Below are 16,267 nucleotides of genomic sequence, written 5' to 3'. Positions count from 1 at the left end.
CGGAGACGACGCCGGAGACGACGACGGGGCCGTGCGCCCGCAGGCGCACGACCCCGTCGGGGTGGAGCGGGTGCTACTTCTTCTTGGCGCCCGAGGGCCGGATCTCCATCCGGGCGTTGCCGAGGTCCACCGTGGCGCCGGTGCCGTCGAGCAGGGTGAGCCGCAGGGCGGTCACCTTGATGCCGAGCCGGGTCTTCTCCACGATCCCGGCCTCCAGGCGCAGCAGGCCCGGGATCTCCAGCGCCTGGCCGATCGGCGGGATCGCCTGGGCCTGGCCGTTGACCACGATCTCGCCGATCGTCGTGCCGTTGGCGTTGCGCTTGATCCGGCCGTCGCGGAAGCGGGTGACGTTGGCGCGGGCCTTGACCGCGTTGATCTCGAGCGGGCCGAGCTTGATGCCGGCGACGGTCGACTCGGTCCAGCCGGTCGCCTTCTTCTGGTCCTGCTTGCCCATCTGGCGGTTGCGGACCGCGCCGACGACGATCTGGCCGGCCAGGTCGAGACCGGCGACGGCCTTCTCGCGGACCTTGCCGTTGGTGCCCTGGCAGGGCATGTAGGACAGCGGCAGCGGGCCGGAGCGGATGTTCTCGTCCAGCGCGTCGATCTGGGTGCCGTGGGCCTGGCCGCGGAAGCGACCGGACTTCACGCCGCGGTTCATCTTCGCCGCGGAGTGGGCGATGCGGACGACGGTGTCGGTGGGGTGGAGGACGACCTTGATCGCGTTGCCCGCGGCGTACGCGCCCTGCTTGTTGGCATAGCCGTTCTGGTCGCCGAGGTGGACCGTGGCCACGCCGGGGATGGTGATCGGGACGTTGGGCGCCGGGATCGGGAAGGTCTGGTTGCCGGCCCGGATGCCGAGCAGCGTGGTCTCGACCGACTGGTGGAAGCCGTCCTTGTCGTGCCAGACGGTCGCCTTGGAGCTGACGCCGCGCAGGACGAGCGGGCCGAGCTTGACCCGGGCCACGTCGTGCTGGGAGACGACGCTCGTGCGGCCCAGCTTCTTGTTGGTGAAGGTGTTGACGCGGGTGCGGACCCCCTCCACCTCGCCGAGGCCGGGCAGGGAGACGGCGGCGAGGTCGTTCTTCCGCGAGAGTCCCGCCTTGTTGGTGCAGCCGATGGTCTGGTACGCCGTCGTGCCGGACTGGAGCGGGACCGCCCCGCCCTGCACGCGGGTGCCGTAGCCGGTCGCCTTCATGGCGAACTCGGTCTTGACCTTGGCGGCCGGGGCTCGGTCGACGGGCTCGGCCTGGGCCGAGCCCGGGACCGTGAGGACCGCCGAGGCGACCATCAGGGCGGTTGCCGCCCCGATGGGAAGGATCCGACGCATAACTAGGACTCCTGGGTAGGTGGACACACCCCCCGTGCGTCCACTGCGTGCTCTCTGGTTGTTGCTCCGTCCCCGACATCATGTCGGACCAAACGCTGAGCGGCATGCGTATCCGCAGGTCGGACGCCTGGTGGGACGAGCCGGGCCGAGGGTCGGGTCGAGGCGGGGGTGGAGGGCCGCGGTCCGGGGCACCGTGCCCGTCGTGAGCACGAGCACCGATGCCTGGGGCATCCAGCAGGACTGGGTGGACGCCGACGACCAGCCGCAGCGCGCGAGCGACGCGACCGTCGCGACGCTGCGGGAGGTGATCGGCGAGCCGCCGCCCGACCTCGAGGAGCGGGCGCCCGTGGTGACCCGGCCCGGACGGTCGACCGGGATCCGGTCGACGGTCACCTGCGAGGACGGCTCGACCCGCGAGCTCGACGACGTCGTGCCCGAGGACTTCCCGCTCGGCTACCACCGGCTCGCCGACGGCCGCCGCCTGATCGTCTCCCCGGGCCGCTGCCACGTGCCGCAGGAGCAGGCGTGGGGCTGGACGGTCCAGCTGTACGCCGCGCGGTCGCGCCGCAGCTGGGGCATCGGCGACCTGCGCGACCTGCGGACGCTGCGGGAATGGACCGAGCAGCTCGGCGGCGGGTTCCTGCTGGTCAACCCGCTGCACGCGGTCGCGCCGACCGTGCCGCAGGAGACCAGCCCCTACCTGCCGGCGACCCGGCGGTTCCGCAACCCGCTCTACCTCGCCGTCGAGGATGTCCCGGGCGTCGAGGACGCCGACCTCGAGCGGCACGACGCGGAGCTGGCCACGCTGCGCGCCGCCGGGCTGGTCGAGCGCGACGGGGCCTGGACGCTCAAGCGGTCGGTGCTCCGCGCGGTCTTCGACCGCTCGCCCGAGGACCCCTCCTTCGCCGCGTGGCGGGCCGCGGCCGGGCCGGCCGTCGAGGGCTGGGCGACCTGGTGCGCGCTGGCCGAGGAGCACGGGCCCGACCGGCTCGCCTGGCCCGAGGCGGTGCGCCGGCAGGACGCCGGCGGTGTGGCGGCGTACGTCCGCGAGCACGCCGAGGACATCGGGTTCCACGTCTGGCTGCAGTGGCTGCTCGACGGCCAGCTGCGGGCTGCGACCGGCTCCACGACGGTCCTGCAGGACCTGCCGATCGGCGTCTCGGGCAGCGGCGCGGACGCCTGGGCGTGGGACGACGTGCTCGCCACCGGCGTCACGGTCGGCGCGCCGCCGGACATGCTGAACTCCGTCGGCCAGGACTGGGGCTCCCCGCCGCTCGTCCCGTGGCGGCTGCGCGCGGCCGACTACGAGCCGTTCGTCGAGTCGATCCGCGGCACCATCGCCGGCGCCGGCGGGCTGCGCATCGACCACGTCATGGGCCTCTTCCGCCTGTGGTGGATCCCCGCGGACGCCGGCCCGCAGGAGGGCGCCTACGTCCGCTACCCGGCCGATGACCTGCTCGACATCGTCGCCCTGGAGTCGCACCGCGCCGGCGCGGTCGTCGTCGGGGAGGACCTCGGCACCGTCGAGCCCGGGGTGCGCGAGGCGCTGGCCGAGCGCGGGATCCTCTCCTACAAGGTGCTGTGGTTCGAGGACGAGCCGCCGGCCCGGTGGCCGGAGGGTGCGCTCGCGGCGGTCACCACCCACGACCTGCCGACCGTCGCCGGGCTGTGGACCGGCTCGGACGTCGTGGACCAGCTCGCCGCCACCGACATGGCCGAGGACGACGTCCGCTCCGGGCGCGAGGACCTCCTCGAGCGGCTGCGCCGCGACGGGCTGGCCGCGGACGCCCCGGTCGAGGACGCGGTCGTCGAGGCCTACCGCCAGCTCGGCACCGCCCCGTCGCTGCTGCTCTCGGTCGCCCTCGAGGACGCCGTCGCCGAGGAGCGCCGGCCCAACGTGCCGGGCACCACCGAGCGCGACAACTGGCGGCTGCCCCTCGGCGTACCCCTCGAGGACCTGGGCGACCACCCCGGCGTCGCGCGGCTGCTCGCCGCGATGCGGGGCGAGGCGCCCGAAGCCGCCTCGGACCGGGGGAGGTCCGTGGGAGGGTGACGCGGTGACGACGCAGCCCGCGCGCCAGCGCACCATCCTCCGCGACATCTCCTCCCGCGCCTGGGAGCACCCCGCCGACCGCGGGGCGCTGGTCGCGCTGCGCAAGCTCAAGGGGTTCGACGCCGTGCTCAAGGCGGTCTCCGGGCTGTTCAACGAGCGCGCGGTCCGGCTGGTCTACCTCGGTTCGGCCGTGCGCGCCGACGAGCGCCAGTTCGCCACCCTGCACCGGCTGCTCGGGGAGGTCGCGGAGACCCTCGACGCGCCCGACCTGCCGCAGCTGCCCGAGCTGTACGTCGTCGCCGACCCGGTCCCGGGAGCCCAGACCCTCGGCATCAACGAGCCGTTCATCGTGCTCACCTCCGGGCTGGTCGACCTGCTCGACACCGAGGAGCTGCGCTTCGTCATCGGCCACGAGCTCGGCCACGCGATCAGCGGGCACGCGGTCTACCAGACCCTGCTCCAGCGGCTGATCCAGCTGGCCGGGGCCACCGCGTTCATCCCGATCGGCGGGCTCGGCGTGCGGGCGATCGTCGCTGCGCTGCACGAGTGGTCGCGCAAGTCCGAGCTGTCGGCCGACCGCGCCGGGCTGCTCGCCACGCAGGACCCCGCCACGGCGTCCCGCGTGCACATGAAGCTCGCCAGCGGCGGCCGGGTCGAGGACCTCGACCCGACCGCGTTCCACGCCCAGGGGCGGGAGTACCTCGAGGCCGGCGACCTGCGCGACTCGGTCCTCAAGCTGCTGCTCATCGAGAACCAGACCCACCCCTTCGCCGTGGTCCGCGCAGCCGAGCTGCGCCGCTGGGTCGACTCGGGGGCCTACACCCGCGTCCTCGCCGGCGACCGACCCTCCCGCTCCGAGGACGCCGCTGCGACCGTCTCCGACGCCGCCCGCGACGCCGCCCGCAGCTACTCCGAGACGTTCGCGCAGAGCCAGGACGCCGTCGGCCGGCTCGCCCACGACCTCGCCGGCTTCCTCGGCACCGCCAAGGGCTGGTTCGACGACACCTTCCGCAGCCGGGGCGCGTGAGCGCACCCGACCTCCCGGCGCTCTTCGACCGGCTCCCCGAGGGCTGGTCGGAGGTCACCTGGGCCGGCCGGTCCTACGGCGTGACCCGGGTGGTCCGGCTCGGCGGCCGCCAGCAGAGCGTGTACGCCGAGGAGCTCGGCGGCCCCCACGTCGTCAGCGCGAACCTCTACCTCACCACCGCCGGCCCGCTCCTCAAGCCCTGCGAGATGCCCGCCGACGTGGTGCTGGCGTTCCTGGTGGGGTGGGAGTGACGCGGTGCGTCCCACCTTTTGGTGGTACGCAACCGCTTCCGGGTCAAAATATTGGCCCAGAAGCGGTCGCATCCCACCTATAGGTGGGACGCGTCCGCCTTCACCCCAGCGCGCGGATCGCCTCGTGGATGGCGAGCGTGCGGCGGGCGGAGTCGACGTGCAGGTTCTCCACCATCCGGCCCTTGTAGGTGACGACGCCGGAGCCGGCGCCGTCCTCCCAGGCCTGGATCAGGCCGCGGGCGTCGTCGACGGCCTGCTCGGAGGGGGCGAAGGCGGTGTTGGCGCCGTCGACCTGGCCGGGGTGGATGAGGGTCTTGCCGTCGAAGCCCATCTCGCGGCCCTGGCGGCACTCGGCGAGGAAGCCGTCGGTGTCCTTGACGTCGTTGTAGACGCCGTCGAGCACCGCGATGCCGGCGGCGCGGGCGGCGAGCAGGGCGGTGTGCAGCGACGGGAGGATCGGGGCTCGGCCGGGGACGTGCTCGGCGTACAGCTCCTTGACCAGGTCGTTGGTGCCGATGACGAAGGCGGTCAGCCGCTCGCTCGCGCGGGCGATGCTCAGCGCGTCGAGGACGGCGACGGGGGTCTCGATCATCGCCCAGAGCTTGGTGTGGTCCGGCGCGCCGGCCTTCTCGAGCGCGTCGACGAGCTGGTGGACCTCCGCGGCGCTGTTGACCTTGGGGACGACGACCGCGTCCGGGCCGGCCTGGGCGATCGCGGCCAGGTCGGCGTCGTGCCACCGGGTGCCGATGCCGTTGGCGCGGATGGTGACGGTGCGCCGGCCGTACTCGCCGCTGGCCGCCGCGGCGCACGCGGACTCGCGGGCGGCCTCCTTGGCGTCGGGGGCGACGGCGTCCTCGAGGTCGAGGATCAGCGCGTCGCAGGCGATCGACTTGGCCTTCTCCAGCGCCCGCTCGTTGGAGCTGGGCATGTAGAGGACGCTGCGCAGCGGGGTGAAGGTGGGCTCGGTCATCTCAGGCCTCGCTCTCGTCGGCGTCGGCGCCGATCGCGTCGTACTGCTTCTTCAGCTCCGGGTCGACGGCCGCGAGCTGCTCGGCGAGCTCGACCATCACCAGGCACTGCTTGAGGGAGGCGTCGTCCTCCATCTTCCCGTCGAGCATCACCGCGCCGGTGCCGTCGCCCATCGCGGCGACGACGCGGCGGGCGTGCGCGACGTCCTCGACGCTGGGGCTGAAGACCCGGTTGGCGATCGCGACCTGCTTGGGGTGCAGGCTCCACGTGCCGACGCAGCCGAGGAGGAAGGCGTTGCGGAACTGGTCCTCGCACGCCGTGGTGTCGGCGATGTCGCCGAACGGGCCGTAGTAGGGGTAGATCCCGTGCATCGCGCACGCGTCGACCATGCGGGCGATCGTGTAGTGCCACAGGTCCTGCTGGTACGTCGCCCGGCTGGCCTCGAGGTTGGCCACGCCGCCGAGGCGCGGCGGGTCCTCGCGGACGAGGTAGCCGGGGTGGCCGCCGCCGACGCGGGTGGTCTTCATCCGGCGGTCCGCCGCGAGGTCGGCCGGGCCGAGGGAGAGGCCCTGCATGCGGGGGCTCGCGCCGCAGATCTCCTCGACGTTGGCCACGCCGCGGGCGGTCTCGAGGATCGCGTGGACGAGGATCGGCTTGTCGAGTCCGGCCTTCGCCTCGAGCTGGGCGAGCAGCCGGTCGACGTAGTGGATGTCCTCGGCGCCCTGCACCTTCGGCACCATGATCACGTCGAGCTTGTCGCCGATCGCCGGCACCAGCGTGGTCAGGTCGTCGAGCGCCCACGGGCTGTCGAGAGAATTGATCCGCGTCCACAGCTGGGTCGGACCGCTGCGTCCACCGAGGTTGGCGGTGCTCGTCGCGATCTCGACCAGGCCCTCGCGGGCGGCGACCTTGTTGTCGGCCTTGATCGCGTCCTCGAGGTTGCCGAGCAGCACGTCAACGGTGCCGATCATGTCGGGCACCTTCGCGGCCATCTTCGGGTTGCTCGGGTCGAAGAAGTGGATCGCCCGGCTCGGGCGGGCCGGGATCTCCCGCAACGGCGTCGGCGCTCCGACGGCGAGGGGACGGAAGAAGTCCTTGGGGCTGCGGCTCGCGGCGGTCATGGGGCGGAACGTAGCAGCGGGCGGTTACCCGTCGGTATGACGGATCTGACAGGTTTGCTCCGCGGTCACGACCAACGATCGGGAGCCGCTGCGGACGTTTCATCGGCCGGCCGTGAGAACTCCCGGTGGGACGCTGAAACTTCATCGGCCACCCGACAGTTTCATCGGCCGGCCGATGAACCTGACGGCGCCGCGACAGATCAGCCCCGGCGCCGCTGCCACCAGCGCCGCCTCGGCGCGGGGCGAGCGGCGGCGAGGGCGGCGCGCTGGGCGTCGAGCCGGGCGGTACGCCGCTCGCGCCAGGCATCGAGGGCGGCGTCGACGTCGCGGGGCATGGTGACCAGCGGCGGGCCGGGGCTCAGCGAGTACCGGGCGCGGATGACGCGCTCGTTGAAGTCCTCGAGCTCGCGGCGCACGTCGCCCTCGAAGGCGAGGGTGTCGAGCCGGTCGTCGAGCTCGGCGTCCTCCTTGCGCAGCGCCACGCTCGGCGGGAGGACGGCGATCTGCTCGCGCTCGACCAGCCGCTTGATCCACCAGTCGGGGTAGTGCTCGGTGCCGAGGTCGGCGATCGGCTTGCCGGCGCCGGGGAGGTCGTCGAACTCGCCCTTGGCCATCGCCACGCGGACCTGCTGGTCGACCCAGGAGGCCTGGTTCGCGATCCGGGCGTGCGCCGCGGACTCGCCGCTGCGCTTGCGGCGCTCGGCCTCGTCCTCGGCCTGCGAGTGCTCGCTGGACCGGGCGGTGTCGCGGGGCTGCTCGGGGCTGTCGCTCATCGGGTCCTCCGCCTCCGAGTCTAGGAAGCGCCCGAAAGGCCCGCCGGCCCTCACCAGGGCACGAGGAACGACGCGGCGCCGGCCGCGACGGCGGCGAGCACGCCCGCGCCCGCGCCGGCCAGGGCCAGCGCGGCGGCGGGCCGCCGGCGAACGAGCAGCGCCAGCAGGGCGAGCGCGAGGGCCAGGCCCATCGGCACGGCGAGGAGGAACGCGAAGAAGACGCCGATCCCCGCGGTCGAGCTCTCGGAGCGCCCCGCGTCCTGGGCCCAGACCCAGGCGAGGGTCAGCCCGGCGGCGGAGAGCAGGAGGTCGGTGGTGACGAGGACCCGGAGCACCCAGCTCGCGGGCCGGGCCGCCGGGGACGGGGAGGTGGAGGGGGAGGTGGAGGTGCGCGAGGAGGTCATCCCCCCAGGCTCGCGACGTACGCCGCCGGGGGCATGAGCCCGCGGGCTCAGCCGACGACCACCGGCTGCTCGGCGTCGGCCGCGCGGGCCGGCATCCGCAGCAGCACGAGCGCGGCGAGCACGGCGGCGACCGCGCAGATCGACCACACGGTGAGGTAGCCGCTGAGCGGAGCGGCGCCCTCGGCGGGCCCGTCGAGGGAGCCGGTGGAGGCCAGCGCGATCGCGAAGACCGAGGAGGCGAGCGCGCCGCCGACGGTCTTGGTCGCGTTGGTCATGCCGGTGGCGAACCCGGTCCGCTCGGGTGGCGCGGCCGCCGCGGCGGCGGCCGGCAGCGCGGCGACGAGGGCGCCGGAGCCGAGCCCGATGACGGCCATGTTGGTCAGCGCCTGGCCGGTGGTGTCGTGCAGCGGCAGCCACAGCGCGTAGCCCAGGCCGACCAGCAGCGCGGAGCAGACCAGCGCGTTGCGGGCGCCGAGCAGCCGGGAGGTGAGCGGCAGGGTGAACGCGCCGATCGCCATGAAGACGACGTACACGCCGATCAGGGTGGAGACGAACGACGCGCTCGCGCCGAGGCCGTAGCCGGCGACGTCGGGGTCGGTCCGGGCGAAGGTGGAGAGCGGGATCTGCGCGCCGAGCACCGACATGCCGAAGAGGAACGCGGTCAGCTGCACCGGCCACTGGCCCGGCGAGCGGAGCAGGCGGACGTCGACGATCGGGTCGGGGCGGGCGTCCTCGTGCCGGACGAACGGCACGAGCGTCGCGACCCCGGCGAGCACGAGGACCCAGGCGAGCAGGCTCGTCGGCCCCTCGAGCCGGATGACGACGAGGCCGGCCATCACGAGCCCGAGGGCGGTGGTGACGAGCGCGAGACCGCCCCAGTCGAAGCCGCCGGTCGCCTCGCCCGGCACGTCCTCGACGCCGAACCACACCACGACCAGGCACAGGGTCACCGCGATCGCCGGCAGCACGAGCAGGACCCTCATCGAGGTGGCCTCGACCAGCGCGCCGGAGGTCAGCGCGCCGACGATGACGGCCAGCTCGAGCGCGCCGACGAGGACGGCGGCGGCCCGGCGGGTCAGCAGCCCCTGGCGGCCGGTGCCGGCGGTGCGCCGGTGGATGATCGCGACCTCGAGCGGCAGCCACACGACGTACGCGCCCTGGAGGGCCCACCCGATGAGGAACGTCGTGAAGCCCGGCGCGAAGGCCAGCACCCACGAGCCGAGCGCGGTGACCGCGGTCGAGACGAGCAGCACCTTCTTGTGGCCGACCAGGTCCCCGAGGCGGGCGAGCGGCGGCACCACGAGCGCGGAGACGACCAGCTGCGCGGCCTCGAACCAGTTGACGTCGGCGTCGCTGATCCCGAGGTGGTCGGCGATGTCGCTGAAGATCGGCGTGTAGTAGCCCTGGAGGATCCCGCTGGCCAGCTCCACGACGACGAGGAAGCCGACGATCGTGGCCAGGCCGCGGACCCGCGGGTCGGAGGCGAGGGTGGGTGCGCTCATGCGGGGCCTCTCATGCGGGGAGCCTCTCGATCAGGCGGCGGTACCAGCGCACGCCGTCCAGGAACGCCTCGACGCCGAGGTGCTCGTCGTAGGAGTGGATCGACTCGCGCTGGGCCTTGGTCATCCGGAACGGCGCGAAGCGGTAGACCCGGTCGCAGATGCGGGTGAAGAAGCGCGAGTCGGTGGCGGCCATCATCACGTACGGCGCCGGGACGGCGTCGGGGAACAGCTCGGCGATCGTGGTCTCGACCAGCCCGAACGCCTCGTCGCGCGGGGAGATCGGGCTCGGCTCGTTCTGCTCCACGACGTCGATGTGGACCTCGTCGTCGGCGACGACCTTGCGCACGTGCTCGAGCACCCCGGCGACGGTGTCGCCGACCATGATCCGGATGTTCACCCCGGCCTTCGCGGTCGCGGCGACCACGTTGAGCGCGGGGCTGCCCGACAGCGTGGTGACCGCGAACGTCGTGCGGGTCATCGCCGCGGGCTCCGGCCCCGCCGCGACGAGCGCGCGGCTGAGCACCGGCCCGAGCCGGCCGGCGTTGGCCATCAGCGCGCGCAGCGGGAGCGGAGCGTGCGGGGCCAGCCGGCGGAACAGCTCGATCGTCGGCTCCGGCGTGCTCGCCGGCATCGGGGAGCGGTCGATCCGGGTGATCGCGCGGGCGATCCGCGCGGTCGGGCCCATCCGCGCCGGGGTCGAGGCGTGCCCGCCGCGGCCCTCGACGCGCAGCTCCAGCGAGGTCACGCCCTTCTCGGTCACCCCGACCACCCCGACGGGGGCGGCCACGCCCGGGAACGCCTCGCTCGCGACCGCGCCGCCCTCGTCCAGGACGAACCACGGCCGTACGCCGCGGCGTACCAGCTCCTCGACCGCGAGCGGCGCCGCGTCGCCGGAGACCTCCTCGTCGCAGCCGAAGGAGAGCCAGACGTCCTGCGCGGGCACGAAGCCGTCCTCGAGCAGCGTCTCGACCGCCTCGCAGATGCCGGCGACGCAGCCCTTGTCGTCGAGCGTGCCGCGGCCCCAGATGCTCCCGTCGACGACGTCGCCGGAGAACGGCGGGTGCTGCCAGGTGCCCTCGACCGGGACCACGTCGAGGTGGGCCATCAGCACGACCGGCCGCTCGGCGCTGCGGCCCGGCCAGCGGAACAGCAGGGCGTGCGTGGGGATCCGGGTCAGCTCGAGCCGCTCGTGCAGCAGCGGGAACTGGCGCTCCAGCTCGGCCAGCAGCCGGTCGAAGGCCGCGGTGTCGACCAGCGAGGCGTCCCGGTGGCTCACCGTCGGGATCCGCACCAGCGCCTGCAGCTTCTCCACCGCGCGGCGCTCGTCGCGCGCGCCCTCCCCTGGCGTCACCGGCGGGACGCTACTCCTCGGCGGCCGTCCCGGGGGCTGGATCGGGGGCGGGATCGACGGCTGGGTCCCTCAGCGCTCGCCCTGCCACCGTCCGCGGTGCACGACCTCGTCCGCGGGCCGCCGCGGCCGGCGCGCCGGCGAGCCCTGGTTGCCGGTGTCGGGGAGGCGGTGGCCGACGGTGATCGCGCCGATCGGGTCGAACTGCGGCGGGATGCCGAAGGCCTCCTTCAGGCCGGGGTACGCCGCCGGCGGGACGCCGAAGAAGCAGGCGCCGAGCCCCTCGTCGACAGCCGTCTGGAGCACGAGCAGCGCGGCCATCGCGGTGTCCATGTGCCAGTACGGCACCGCCCACCGCGACTCCTCCTCCTGCGTCGCGGGGTCGGCCCAGCCCTTGTCGGGCTCGGCGTAGCGCCCCAGGTAGGCCGCCTTGCTGCTGCACGGGACGATCACCACCGGGGCGGTCGTCATCCCCGCCAGCCACCGGTCCGGGGCGGCCAGCCGCTCCGGCCCCGCGGTCGCCTCCCAGTAGCGGCGCACGTCCGCGGGCTCCTCGAGCACCAGGAATCCCCAGCCCTGGGTGAAGCCCGCGCTCGGCGCGCGGGTGGCGTTGTCGAGCAGGCGGGCCACCACCGCCGGGTCGACCGGCCGGTCGTCGTACCGGCGGACCATGCGGCGGCGGCGGACGACCTCCTGGAACTCCATGGCCCGCAGTATGGGCGTCGTGTGCGGGGCCTGCGGGCGGGGTATCGGCCAGACGTCCGGACCCGCCACTGCCGCCCCTGGAGGCCGCCATGACCAGCACCCCCGAAGAGCCCCTGTCCGATGAGGACATGACCACCGTCCCCGCCGGCGACCCCACGATGGGCCTCGCGGAGTCCGGTGACGCCGACGGCGACGCGACCGACAGCACCGACGGGGACGCCGGCGACGCCGACGGCACGGACTCCGACGGCACCGACTCGGACGGCACCGACTCGGACGGCACCGACTCGGACGGCACCGACTCCGACGGCACCGACGCCTGACCTTGGACGATCGCACCCCCGTCGGGGGCCCGCACCCGGCGCTCGACCTGCTCAGCGGTGACGCCCGGACCTTCCTCGAGAAGGTCTGGGCGTCCCGGGTGCACCTGCACCGCACCGCGCCGGCCGACCTCGTCGGCCTGCTCTCCCTCGACGACGCCGACCACCTGCTGACCTCGACCGCGATCCGCACCCCCTCGGTGCGGCTGGCGCAGGACGGCGCGGTGCTCGCGGAGTCGTCGTACACCCGCTCCGCCACCCTGGCCGGCAAGCAGCTGACCGGCCTGGTCGACGGGCGCCGGGCGCTGGCGGCCTTCGCCGACGGCGCGACCGTCGTCCTCCAGGGCCTGCACCGCTACCACCCGCCGCTGACCCGGCTGGTCGCCGAGCTCGAGCTCGAGCTGGGCCACCCGTGCCAGGCCAACGCCTACCTCACCCCGCCCGGCTCGCAGGGCTTCGCGGTCCACGCCGACCGCCACGACGTCTTCGTCTTCCAGACCGCCGGCACCAAGCAGTGGGAGGTCCACGGCCCGGACGGGCCCGAGGAGGTCCTGCTCGAGCCAGGCCTCTCGATGTACCTGCCCACCGGCACGCCCCACGCGGCTCGCGCGCAGGACACCGTCTCCCTGCACGTCACCATCGGCATCAACCAGCTCACCTGGCGCGGCCTGGTCCGCCGCACCCTCGAGCCGCTGCTCGCCGAGGTCCCCGACGACCACCTGCCGGCCGGCTGGCTCGACGACCGGGGGCCGGTGGCGACCGGCCTCGCCGACCGGCTCGAGGCGCTCGCCGCCCGGGTGCGGGAGGCCGACGCCGAGGCCGCCGCGGAGCGGGAGGTACGCCGCTTCCTCTCTACCCGCCCACCGCGCCTGCCCGGCGGCCTGCACGACGTGCTCCGCGTCGGCTCGCTCACCGACGAGACCCCGCTCCGGCGCCGTGCCGGCCACCCCTGCGTGCTCGTCCCGGGCGCGGAGGGCCGCGTCGAGGTGCTGCTCGGCGACCGGGTGCTCGACGTCCCGGCCCGGGTGGCCCCCGCGATCGAGGAGGTCCGCGCCCGGGGCGAGCTCCGCCCGGCCGACCTCGCCGAGCACCTCGACCCGCAGTCGCGCCTGGTCCTGTGCCGGCGCCTGGTCCGGGAAGGGTTGCTCGAGGTCCTTCCGTGACCACCGCGCCGTTCCGCTGCAGCGCGGCGAGCGTCGAGCGCGGCGAGGCACCAGCGGGGACGGCCTCGACCGTCCGCGCCTTCCTGCTCATCGAGCACCCCGGGCCGTGGGGCGTCGAGGCGCTGCGCGACGCCCGGCTCCCCGACGGGCTCGGCCCGCGGATCGCCGCGGCGGCGGCCGCCGCCCGGGTCCGGCCGCTGCTCGTGCGCCGCCCGGCCCGCACCCGTGGCGAGGGCTCCGCCGCCGGGCTGCGCGTGATCGCCGCCTCCTGCCTGCCCGGCGGCACGCGCCTGGAGTCGGGCGTGCTCGACGACCCGCACCAGGTGCTCGACCTCGACCTCGTCTCGCTGCGGGCCGGCGGCAGCAGCGGCCTGGACCCCCACGACGGCACCGTGCTCGCGGTCTGCACCCACGGCCGCCACGACGCCTGCTGCGCCGAGCTCGGCCGCCCGGTCGCGGCCGCGCTCGCCGCCGCCCACCCCGAGGAGACCTGGGAGGTCTCCCACATCGGCGGCGACCGGTACGCCGGCAACCTGCTCCTCCTGCCCGACGGCCTCTACTACGGCCGGCTCGACCCCGACGCCGCGATCGCCGTCGCCGCCGCGACCGCCCGCGGCCACGTCGAGCTCGACCACCTGCGCGGCCGCACGGCGTACCCCATGGCGGTGCAGGCCGCCGAGGTCGCGCTGCGCCGCGCGCTGGGGGAGACCCGGCGCGACGCCGTCCGCTGGACCGGCCGATCCGTCGAGGGTCCGGCGACGAACCCGGTGACGACAGCCGTCTTCGCGGTCGCCGGGGAGTCCTGGTCGGTGCGGGTGCGCACCCTCGCGGGGCCGCCGGCCCGCCTCACCTGCCGGGCGTCGCGGGACGATCCGACGCCCCGGCACGAGGTCGAGGCGGTGGCCCGGGAGGACGCCGGATGAGCACGCTGCAGGAGCCGCCGCTGCAGGTGGTGGCCGGGCCCCGCACCCACGGCGTCGTGGAGTACGCCGCGCAGCTGGCGCGGGCGCTCGGTGCGCCGTCGCTGGTGGGGCCCGCGGAGGTGCTCGACGGCCCGGTGCCCGACGGTCCCGCCCACCTGCACTTCACCGAGCGGCTCCTCGGCCCGACCCCGGCGGTCGCGGTGCGGCGGGCCGTCGGCCTGTGCACCCGGGTGCCGACGACGGTGACCCTCCACGACGTGCCCCAGCCGTGGGCCGGCGAGGAGCGGGCGCGCGCCTACGCCGAGGTCGTCCGCGCCTGCGCCGGCTGGGCGGTCAGCAGCCACCACGAGGCCGACCTCGTGCTGCGCGCCCTGGCCCGGGTCGGCGCCGACCGCGACGTCCCGCCCGGGGTCGTCGTGCACCTGCCGGTCGTGCCCGTGCAGCCGCGCCCGACCCGGGGGGAGGGGCCGGACCGGGACGGCCCGGCGACGCTCGCCGCGCTCGGCTTCGTCTACCCCGACAAGGGCCACCGCGAGCTGCTCCAGGCGGCGACCGAGCTGCGCGCCCGGGGCCACGAGGTCGACGTGGCCTGCCTCGGCTCCCCGGTCGAGGGGCACGCCGACCTGCTCGCCGAGCTGCACCGGCGGGCCCGGGCCGGCGGGGTCGGGCTGACCGTCACCGGCTGGCTGCCCGACGACGAGCTGGTCGCCGCGATGGCCCGCGCCGACGTACCCGTCAGCGGGCACCGTCACCTCTCCGCCTCCGCCTCGGTCAACCGGTGGCTCGCCGTGGGCCGGCGCCCGCTGCTGCTCGACGGGCCGTACGCCCGGGAGGTCGACGCGCTGCGCCCCGGCGCCCACGTGCTCCACGACGACGCCGGGCTGGTCCCCGCGATCGAGCGCGCCCTCGCCGACCCCGCCTCGACGTGGCTGCCCGAGGGCGCGGTGCCCGGCCCCGACCTTGACGCCAGCGCCCGCCAGTACGCCGCGTGGTGGGCCTCGGTCCACCGCGCCGTCCCGGACCCGGTCCCGCCGGTGTTCGTCCCGTTCCCGTGAGCCGGCCGCCCTCCGGCGCCACCGTGCCGGGCAACCGCTGGGACCTCGCCGGGCCCCGCACCGGGCCGCCGCCCACGGTGACGGTGGTCGTCACCCACTACGAGCAGCCGCGCGAGCTGGCCCGGACCCTGCACGCCCTGGGCCGGCAGACCCACCCGGCCGACCGGCTCGAGGTGGTCGTCGCCGACGACGGCTCGGCGACGGCGCCGACCGTGCCGGACGGCGTGCGGCTGGTCCGCCAGGCCGACGAGGGGTTCCGCGCCGCCGCCGCGCGCAACCTCGGCGCCGCGGCCGGCACCGGGGAGGTGCTGGTCTTCCTCGACGCCGACACCACGCCCGAGCCGGGGTACGTCGCCGCGATCAGCCGGCTGCCGCACCTGCTGCCCGAGGCGCTCGTCGTCGGTCGGCGGCGCCACGCCGACCTCGTCGCCGTGCCGGTCGACGCCCCGGTCGAGGACGCCGGCCCGGCCCACGAGCTGTCGTCGCCGGCGTGGCTGGTCGAGGGCTACCGGCGCACCCGCGACCTGGTCGAGGCCGACGACACCTCCTACCGCTTCGTGCTCTCCGCGGTCGCCGCCTGCAGCCGCTGGCTGCACACGCACATCGGCGGCTTCGACGAGACCTTCGCGGCCTACGGCGGGGAGGACTGGGAGTGGGCCGCCCGGGCCTGGCGGCACGGCGCGCTCCTCGCGCACGAGCCCGCCGCCGTCGCCTGGCACGACGGCCCCGACTTCGCCGCCCGGGACTCCGCGGCCGACCGGGCGCGCGCGCTCGCCGAGACCCTCGCCATCGCCCGCCGGGTGCCCGCGCCGGGCGCCGCCCCCCGCGGGCTGCTGGTCGGGCCGCGCGACCCGCTCGTCACGATCGCCGACGGCCTCGACCCGACCGGGCTGCTCGTCGCGCTCGACAGCCTCCTCGCCGCCCTCCCCACCGCCCACGTCCAGGCCCCCGCGTACGTCGCCGGGCTGCTCGCCGGTGACCCGCGGGTCGCCGCCGGGCCGCCACCGGGCACCCCCGCCTGGCACCTCCACCTCGAGCGGCCGGTCCGCGGCTCCGCCGAGGCGTGGCGGGCCGTCGTCGCCCGGCTCGCCGGCCCGGACGCGCCGGGCCTCCTGCGGCTGACCGGGGCCGACGGGGCGCCGCTGGTGACGGCGCGCACGCTGCGCGGCGTACGGCGCCAGGAGCGGTGGGGGCGCACCGACCTCTTCGCGGAACGCGCCGAGCCCGCGGCCGGGCTCGGCCTGGCGGCGGTGCGGCCGGGGACCACGCTCGAGGCCCATCTCGGCGGCTGGGGCTGAGCCGACCCTGGCCGCGCGACCCCTCGCG

The 16,267-nt window shown here is 75.4% G+C and carries 16 protein-coding genes; 8 read left to right on the top strand and 8 right to left on the bottom strand.

Going from position 1 to position 16,267, the window contains the following annotated elements; translation table 11 throughout:
- Positions 1–73: 73 nt before the first annotated feature.
- Positions 74–1,327, bottom strand: coding sequence for a choice-of-anchor P family protein (locus tag HPC71_RS19420; protein ID WP_154612566.1), 1,254 nt, complete (start codon positions 1,325–1,327; stop codon positions 74–76).
- Positions 1,328–1,529: 202 nt separating this feature from the next.
- Between HPC71_RS19420 and malQ the strand changes: the two genes are divergently transcribed.
- Genes malQ through HPC71_RS19405 form a run of 3 tightly spaced genes read left to right on the top strand, consistent with a single transcriptional unit; the run spans position 1,530 to position 4,658 of the window.
- Complete coding sequence (gene malQ / locus HPC71_RS19415; RefSeq protein WP_171897076.1) at positions 1,530–3,380, top strand: 4-alpha-glucanotransferase; 1,851 nt, start codon at positions 1,530–1,532, stop codon at positions 3,378–3,380.
- 4 nt (positions 3,381–3,384) lie between these two features.
- The gene (locus HPC71_RS19410) at positions 3,385–4,407 is read left to right on the top strand and encodes a M48 family metallopeptidase (protein ID WP_171897075.1); all 1,023 of its coding nucleotides are present in this window, start codon (positions 3,385–3,387) and stop codon (positions 4,405–4,407) included.
- Positions 4,404–4,658 (top strand): peptide methionine sulfoxide reductase, encoded by a 255-nt coding sequence (locus HPC71_RS19405; RefSeq protein ID WP_171897074.1) that lies wholly within the window; start codon positions 4,404–4,406, stop codon positions 4,656–4,658. Before HPC71_RS19410 ends, HPC71_RS19405 begins: the two co-directional genes overlap by 4 nt.
- 100 nt (positions 4,659–4,758) lie before the next feature.
- Here HPC71_RS19405 and HPC71_RS19400 read toward each other — a convergent pair whose 3' ends face one another.
- The 7 genes from HPC71_RS19400 to HPC71_RS19370 all read right to left on the bottom strand — a co-directional run bounded on the left by HPC71_RS19400 (position 4,759) and on the right by HPC71_RS19370 (position 11,480).
- On the bottom strand, positions 4,759–5,628 hold the full coding sequence (locus tag HPC71_RS19400; RefSeq protein ID WP_154616605.1) for an HpcH/HpaI aldolase/citrate lyase family protein: 870 nt from the start codon (positions 5,626–5,628) through the stop codon (positions 4,759–4,761).
- A gap of 1 nt (position 5,629) precedes the next feature.
- The gene (locus HPC71_RS19395) at positions 5,630–6,748 is read right to left on the bottom strand and encodes an HpcH/HpaI aldolase/citrate lyase family protein (RefSeq protein ID WP_154616606.1); all 1,119 of its coding nucleotides are present in this window, start codon (positions 6,746–6,748) and stop codon (positions 5,630–5,632) included.
- A gap of 200 nt (positions 6,749–6,948) precedes the next feature.
- Positions 6,949–7,521, bottom strand: a complete 573-nt coding sequence (locus HPC71_RS19390) for a DnaJ family domain-containing protein (protein WP_154616607.1) — start codon at positions 7,519–7,521, stop codon at positions 6,949–6,951.
- 50 nt (positions 7,522–7,571) lie between these two features.
- Positions 7,572–7,925, bottom strand: coding sequence for a hypothetical protein (locus tag HPC71_RS19385; protein ID WP_154616608.1), 354 nt, complete (start codon positions 7,923–7,925; stop codon positions 7,572–7,574).
- A 47-nt stretch (positions 7,926–7,972) separates the two neighbouring features.
- Positions 7,973–9,427 carry an MFS transporter gene (locus tag HPC71_RS19380; protein WP_154616609.1) on the bottom strand — a complete coding sequence of 485 codons (1,455 nt, stop codon included), beginning with the start codon at positions 9,425–9,427 and terminating at the stop codon, positions 7,973–7,975.
- A gap of 10 nt (positions 9,428–9,437) precedes the next feature.
- The gene (locus tag HPC71_RS19375) at positions 9,438–10,778 is read right to left on the bottom strand and encodes a M20/M25/M40 family metallo-hydrolase (protein WP_171897073.1); all 1,341 of its coding nucleotides are present in this window, start codon (positions 10,776–10,778) and stop codon (positions 9,438–9,440) included.
- A 69-nt stretch (positions 10,779–10,847) separates the two neighbouring features.
- Positions 10,848–11,480 carry a nitroreductase family protein gene (locus HPC71_RS19370; RefSeq protein WP_154616610.1) on the bottom strand — a complete coding sequence of 211 codons (633 nt, stop codon included), beginning with the start codon at positions 11,478–11,480 and terminating at the stop codon, positions 10,848–10,850.
- A 128-nt stretch (positions 11,481–11,608) separates the two neighbouring features.
- Between HPC71_RS19370 and HPC71_RS19365 the strand changes: the two genes are divergently transcribed.
- The 5 genes from HPC71_RS19365 to HPC71_RS19345 are packed head-to-tail and all read left to right on the top strand — an operon-like array spanning position 11,609 to position 16,239.
- Positions 11,609–11,803, top strand: coding sequence for a hypothetical protein (locus HPC71_RS19365; RefSeq protein ID WP_154616611.1), 195 nt, complete (start codon positions 11,609–11,611; stop codon positions 11,801–11,803).
- A 2-nt stretch (positions 11,804–11,805) separates the two neighbouring features.
- A complete protein-coding gene (locus HPC71_RS19360) occupies positions 11,806–12,963 on the top strand; it encodes a cupin domain-containing protein (protein ID WP_230084545.1) in 1,158 nt (385 codons plus the stop codon).
- Positions 12,960–13,886 carry a ferredoxin family protein gene (locus tag HPC71_RS21200; RefSeq protein WP_171897072.1) on the top strand — a complete coding sequence of 309 codons (927 nt, stop codon included), beginning with the start codon at positions 12,960–12,962 and terminating at the stop codon, positions 13,884–13,886. The genes HPC71_RS19360 and HPC71_RS21200 overlap by 4 nt, the downstream gene beginning before the upstream one ends.
- On the top strand, positions 13,883–14,941 hold the full coding sequence (locus tag HPC71_RS19350; protein ID WP_154616613.1) for a glycosyltransferase family protein: 1,059 nt from the start codon (positions 13,883–13,885) through the stop codon (positions 14,939–14,941). Before HPC71_RS21200 ends, HPC71_RS19350 begins: the two co-directional genes overlap by 4 nt.
- The gene (locus tag HPC71_RS19345; RefSeq protein ID WP_171897071.1) at positions 14,938–16,239 is read left to right on the top strand and encodes a glycosyltransferase; all 1,302 of its coding nucleotides are present in this window, start codon (positions 14,938–14,940) and stop codon (positions 16,237–16,239) included. Before HPC71_RS19350 ends, HPC71_RS19345 begins: the two co-directional genes overlap by 4 nt.
- Positions 16,240–16,267 lie beyond the last annotated feature (28 nt).

It is taken from the genome of Nocardioides marmotae (assembly GCF_013177455.1).
GTDB lineage: Bacteria > Actinomycetota > Actinomycetes > Propionibacteriales > Nocardioidaceae > Nocardioides > Nocardioides marmotae.
Note: the sequence above shows the minus strand (reverse complement) of the source record. Positions and strands in the feature narration are given on the sequence as shown.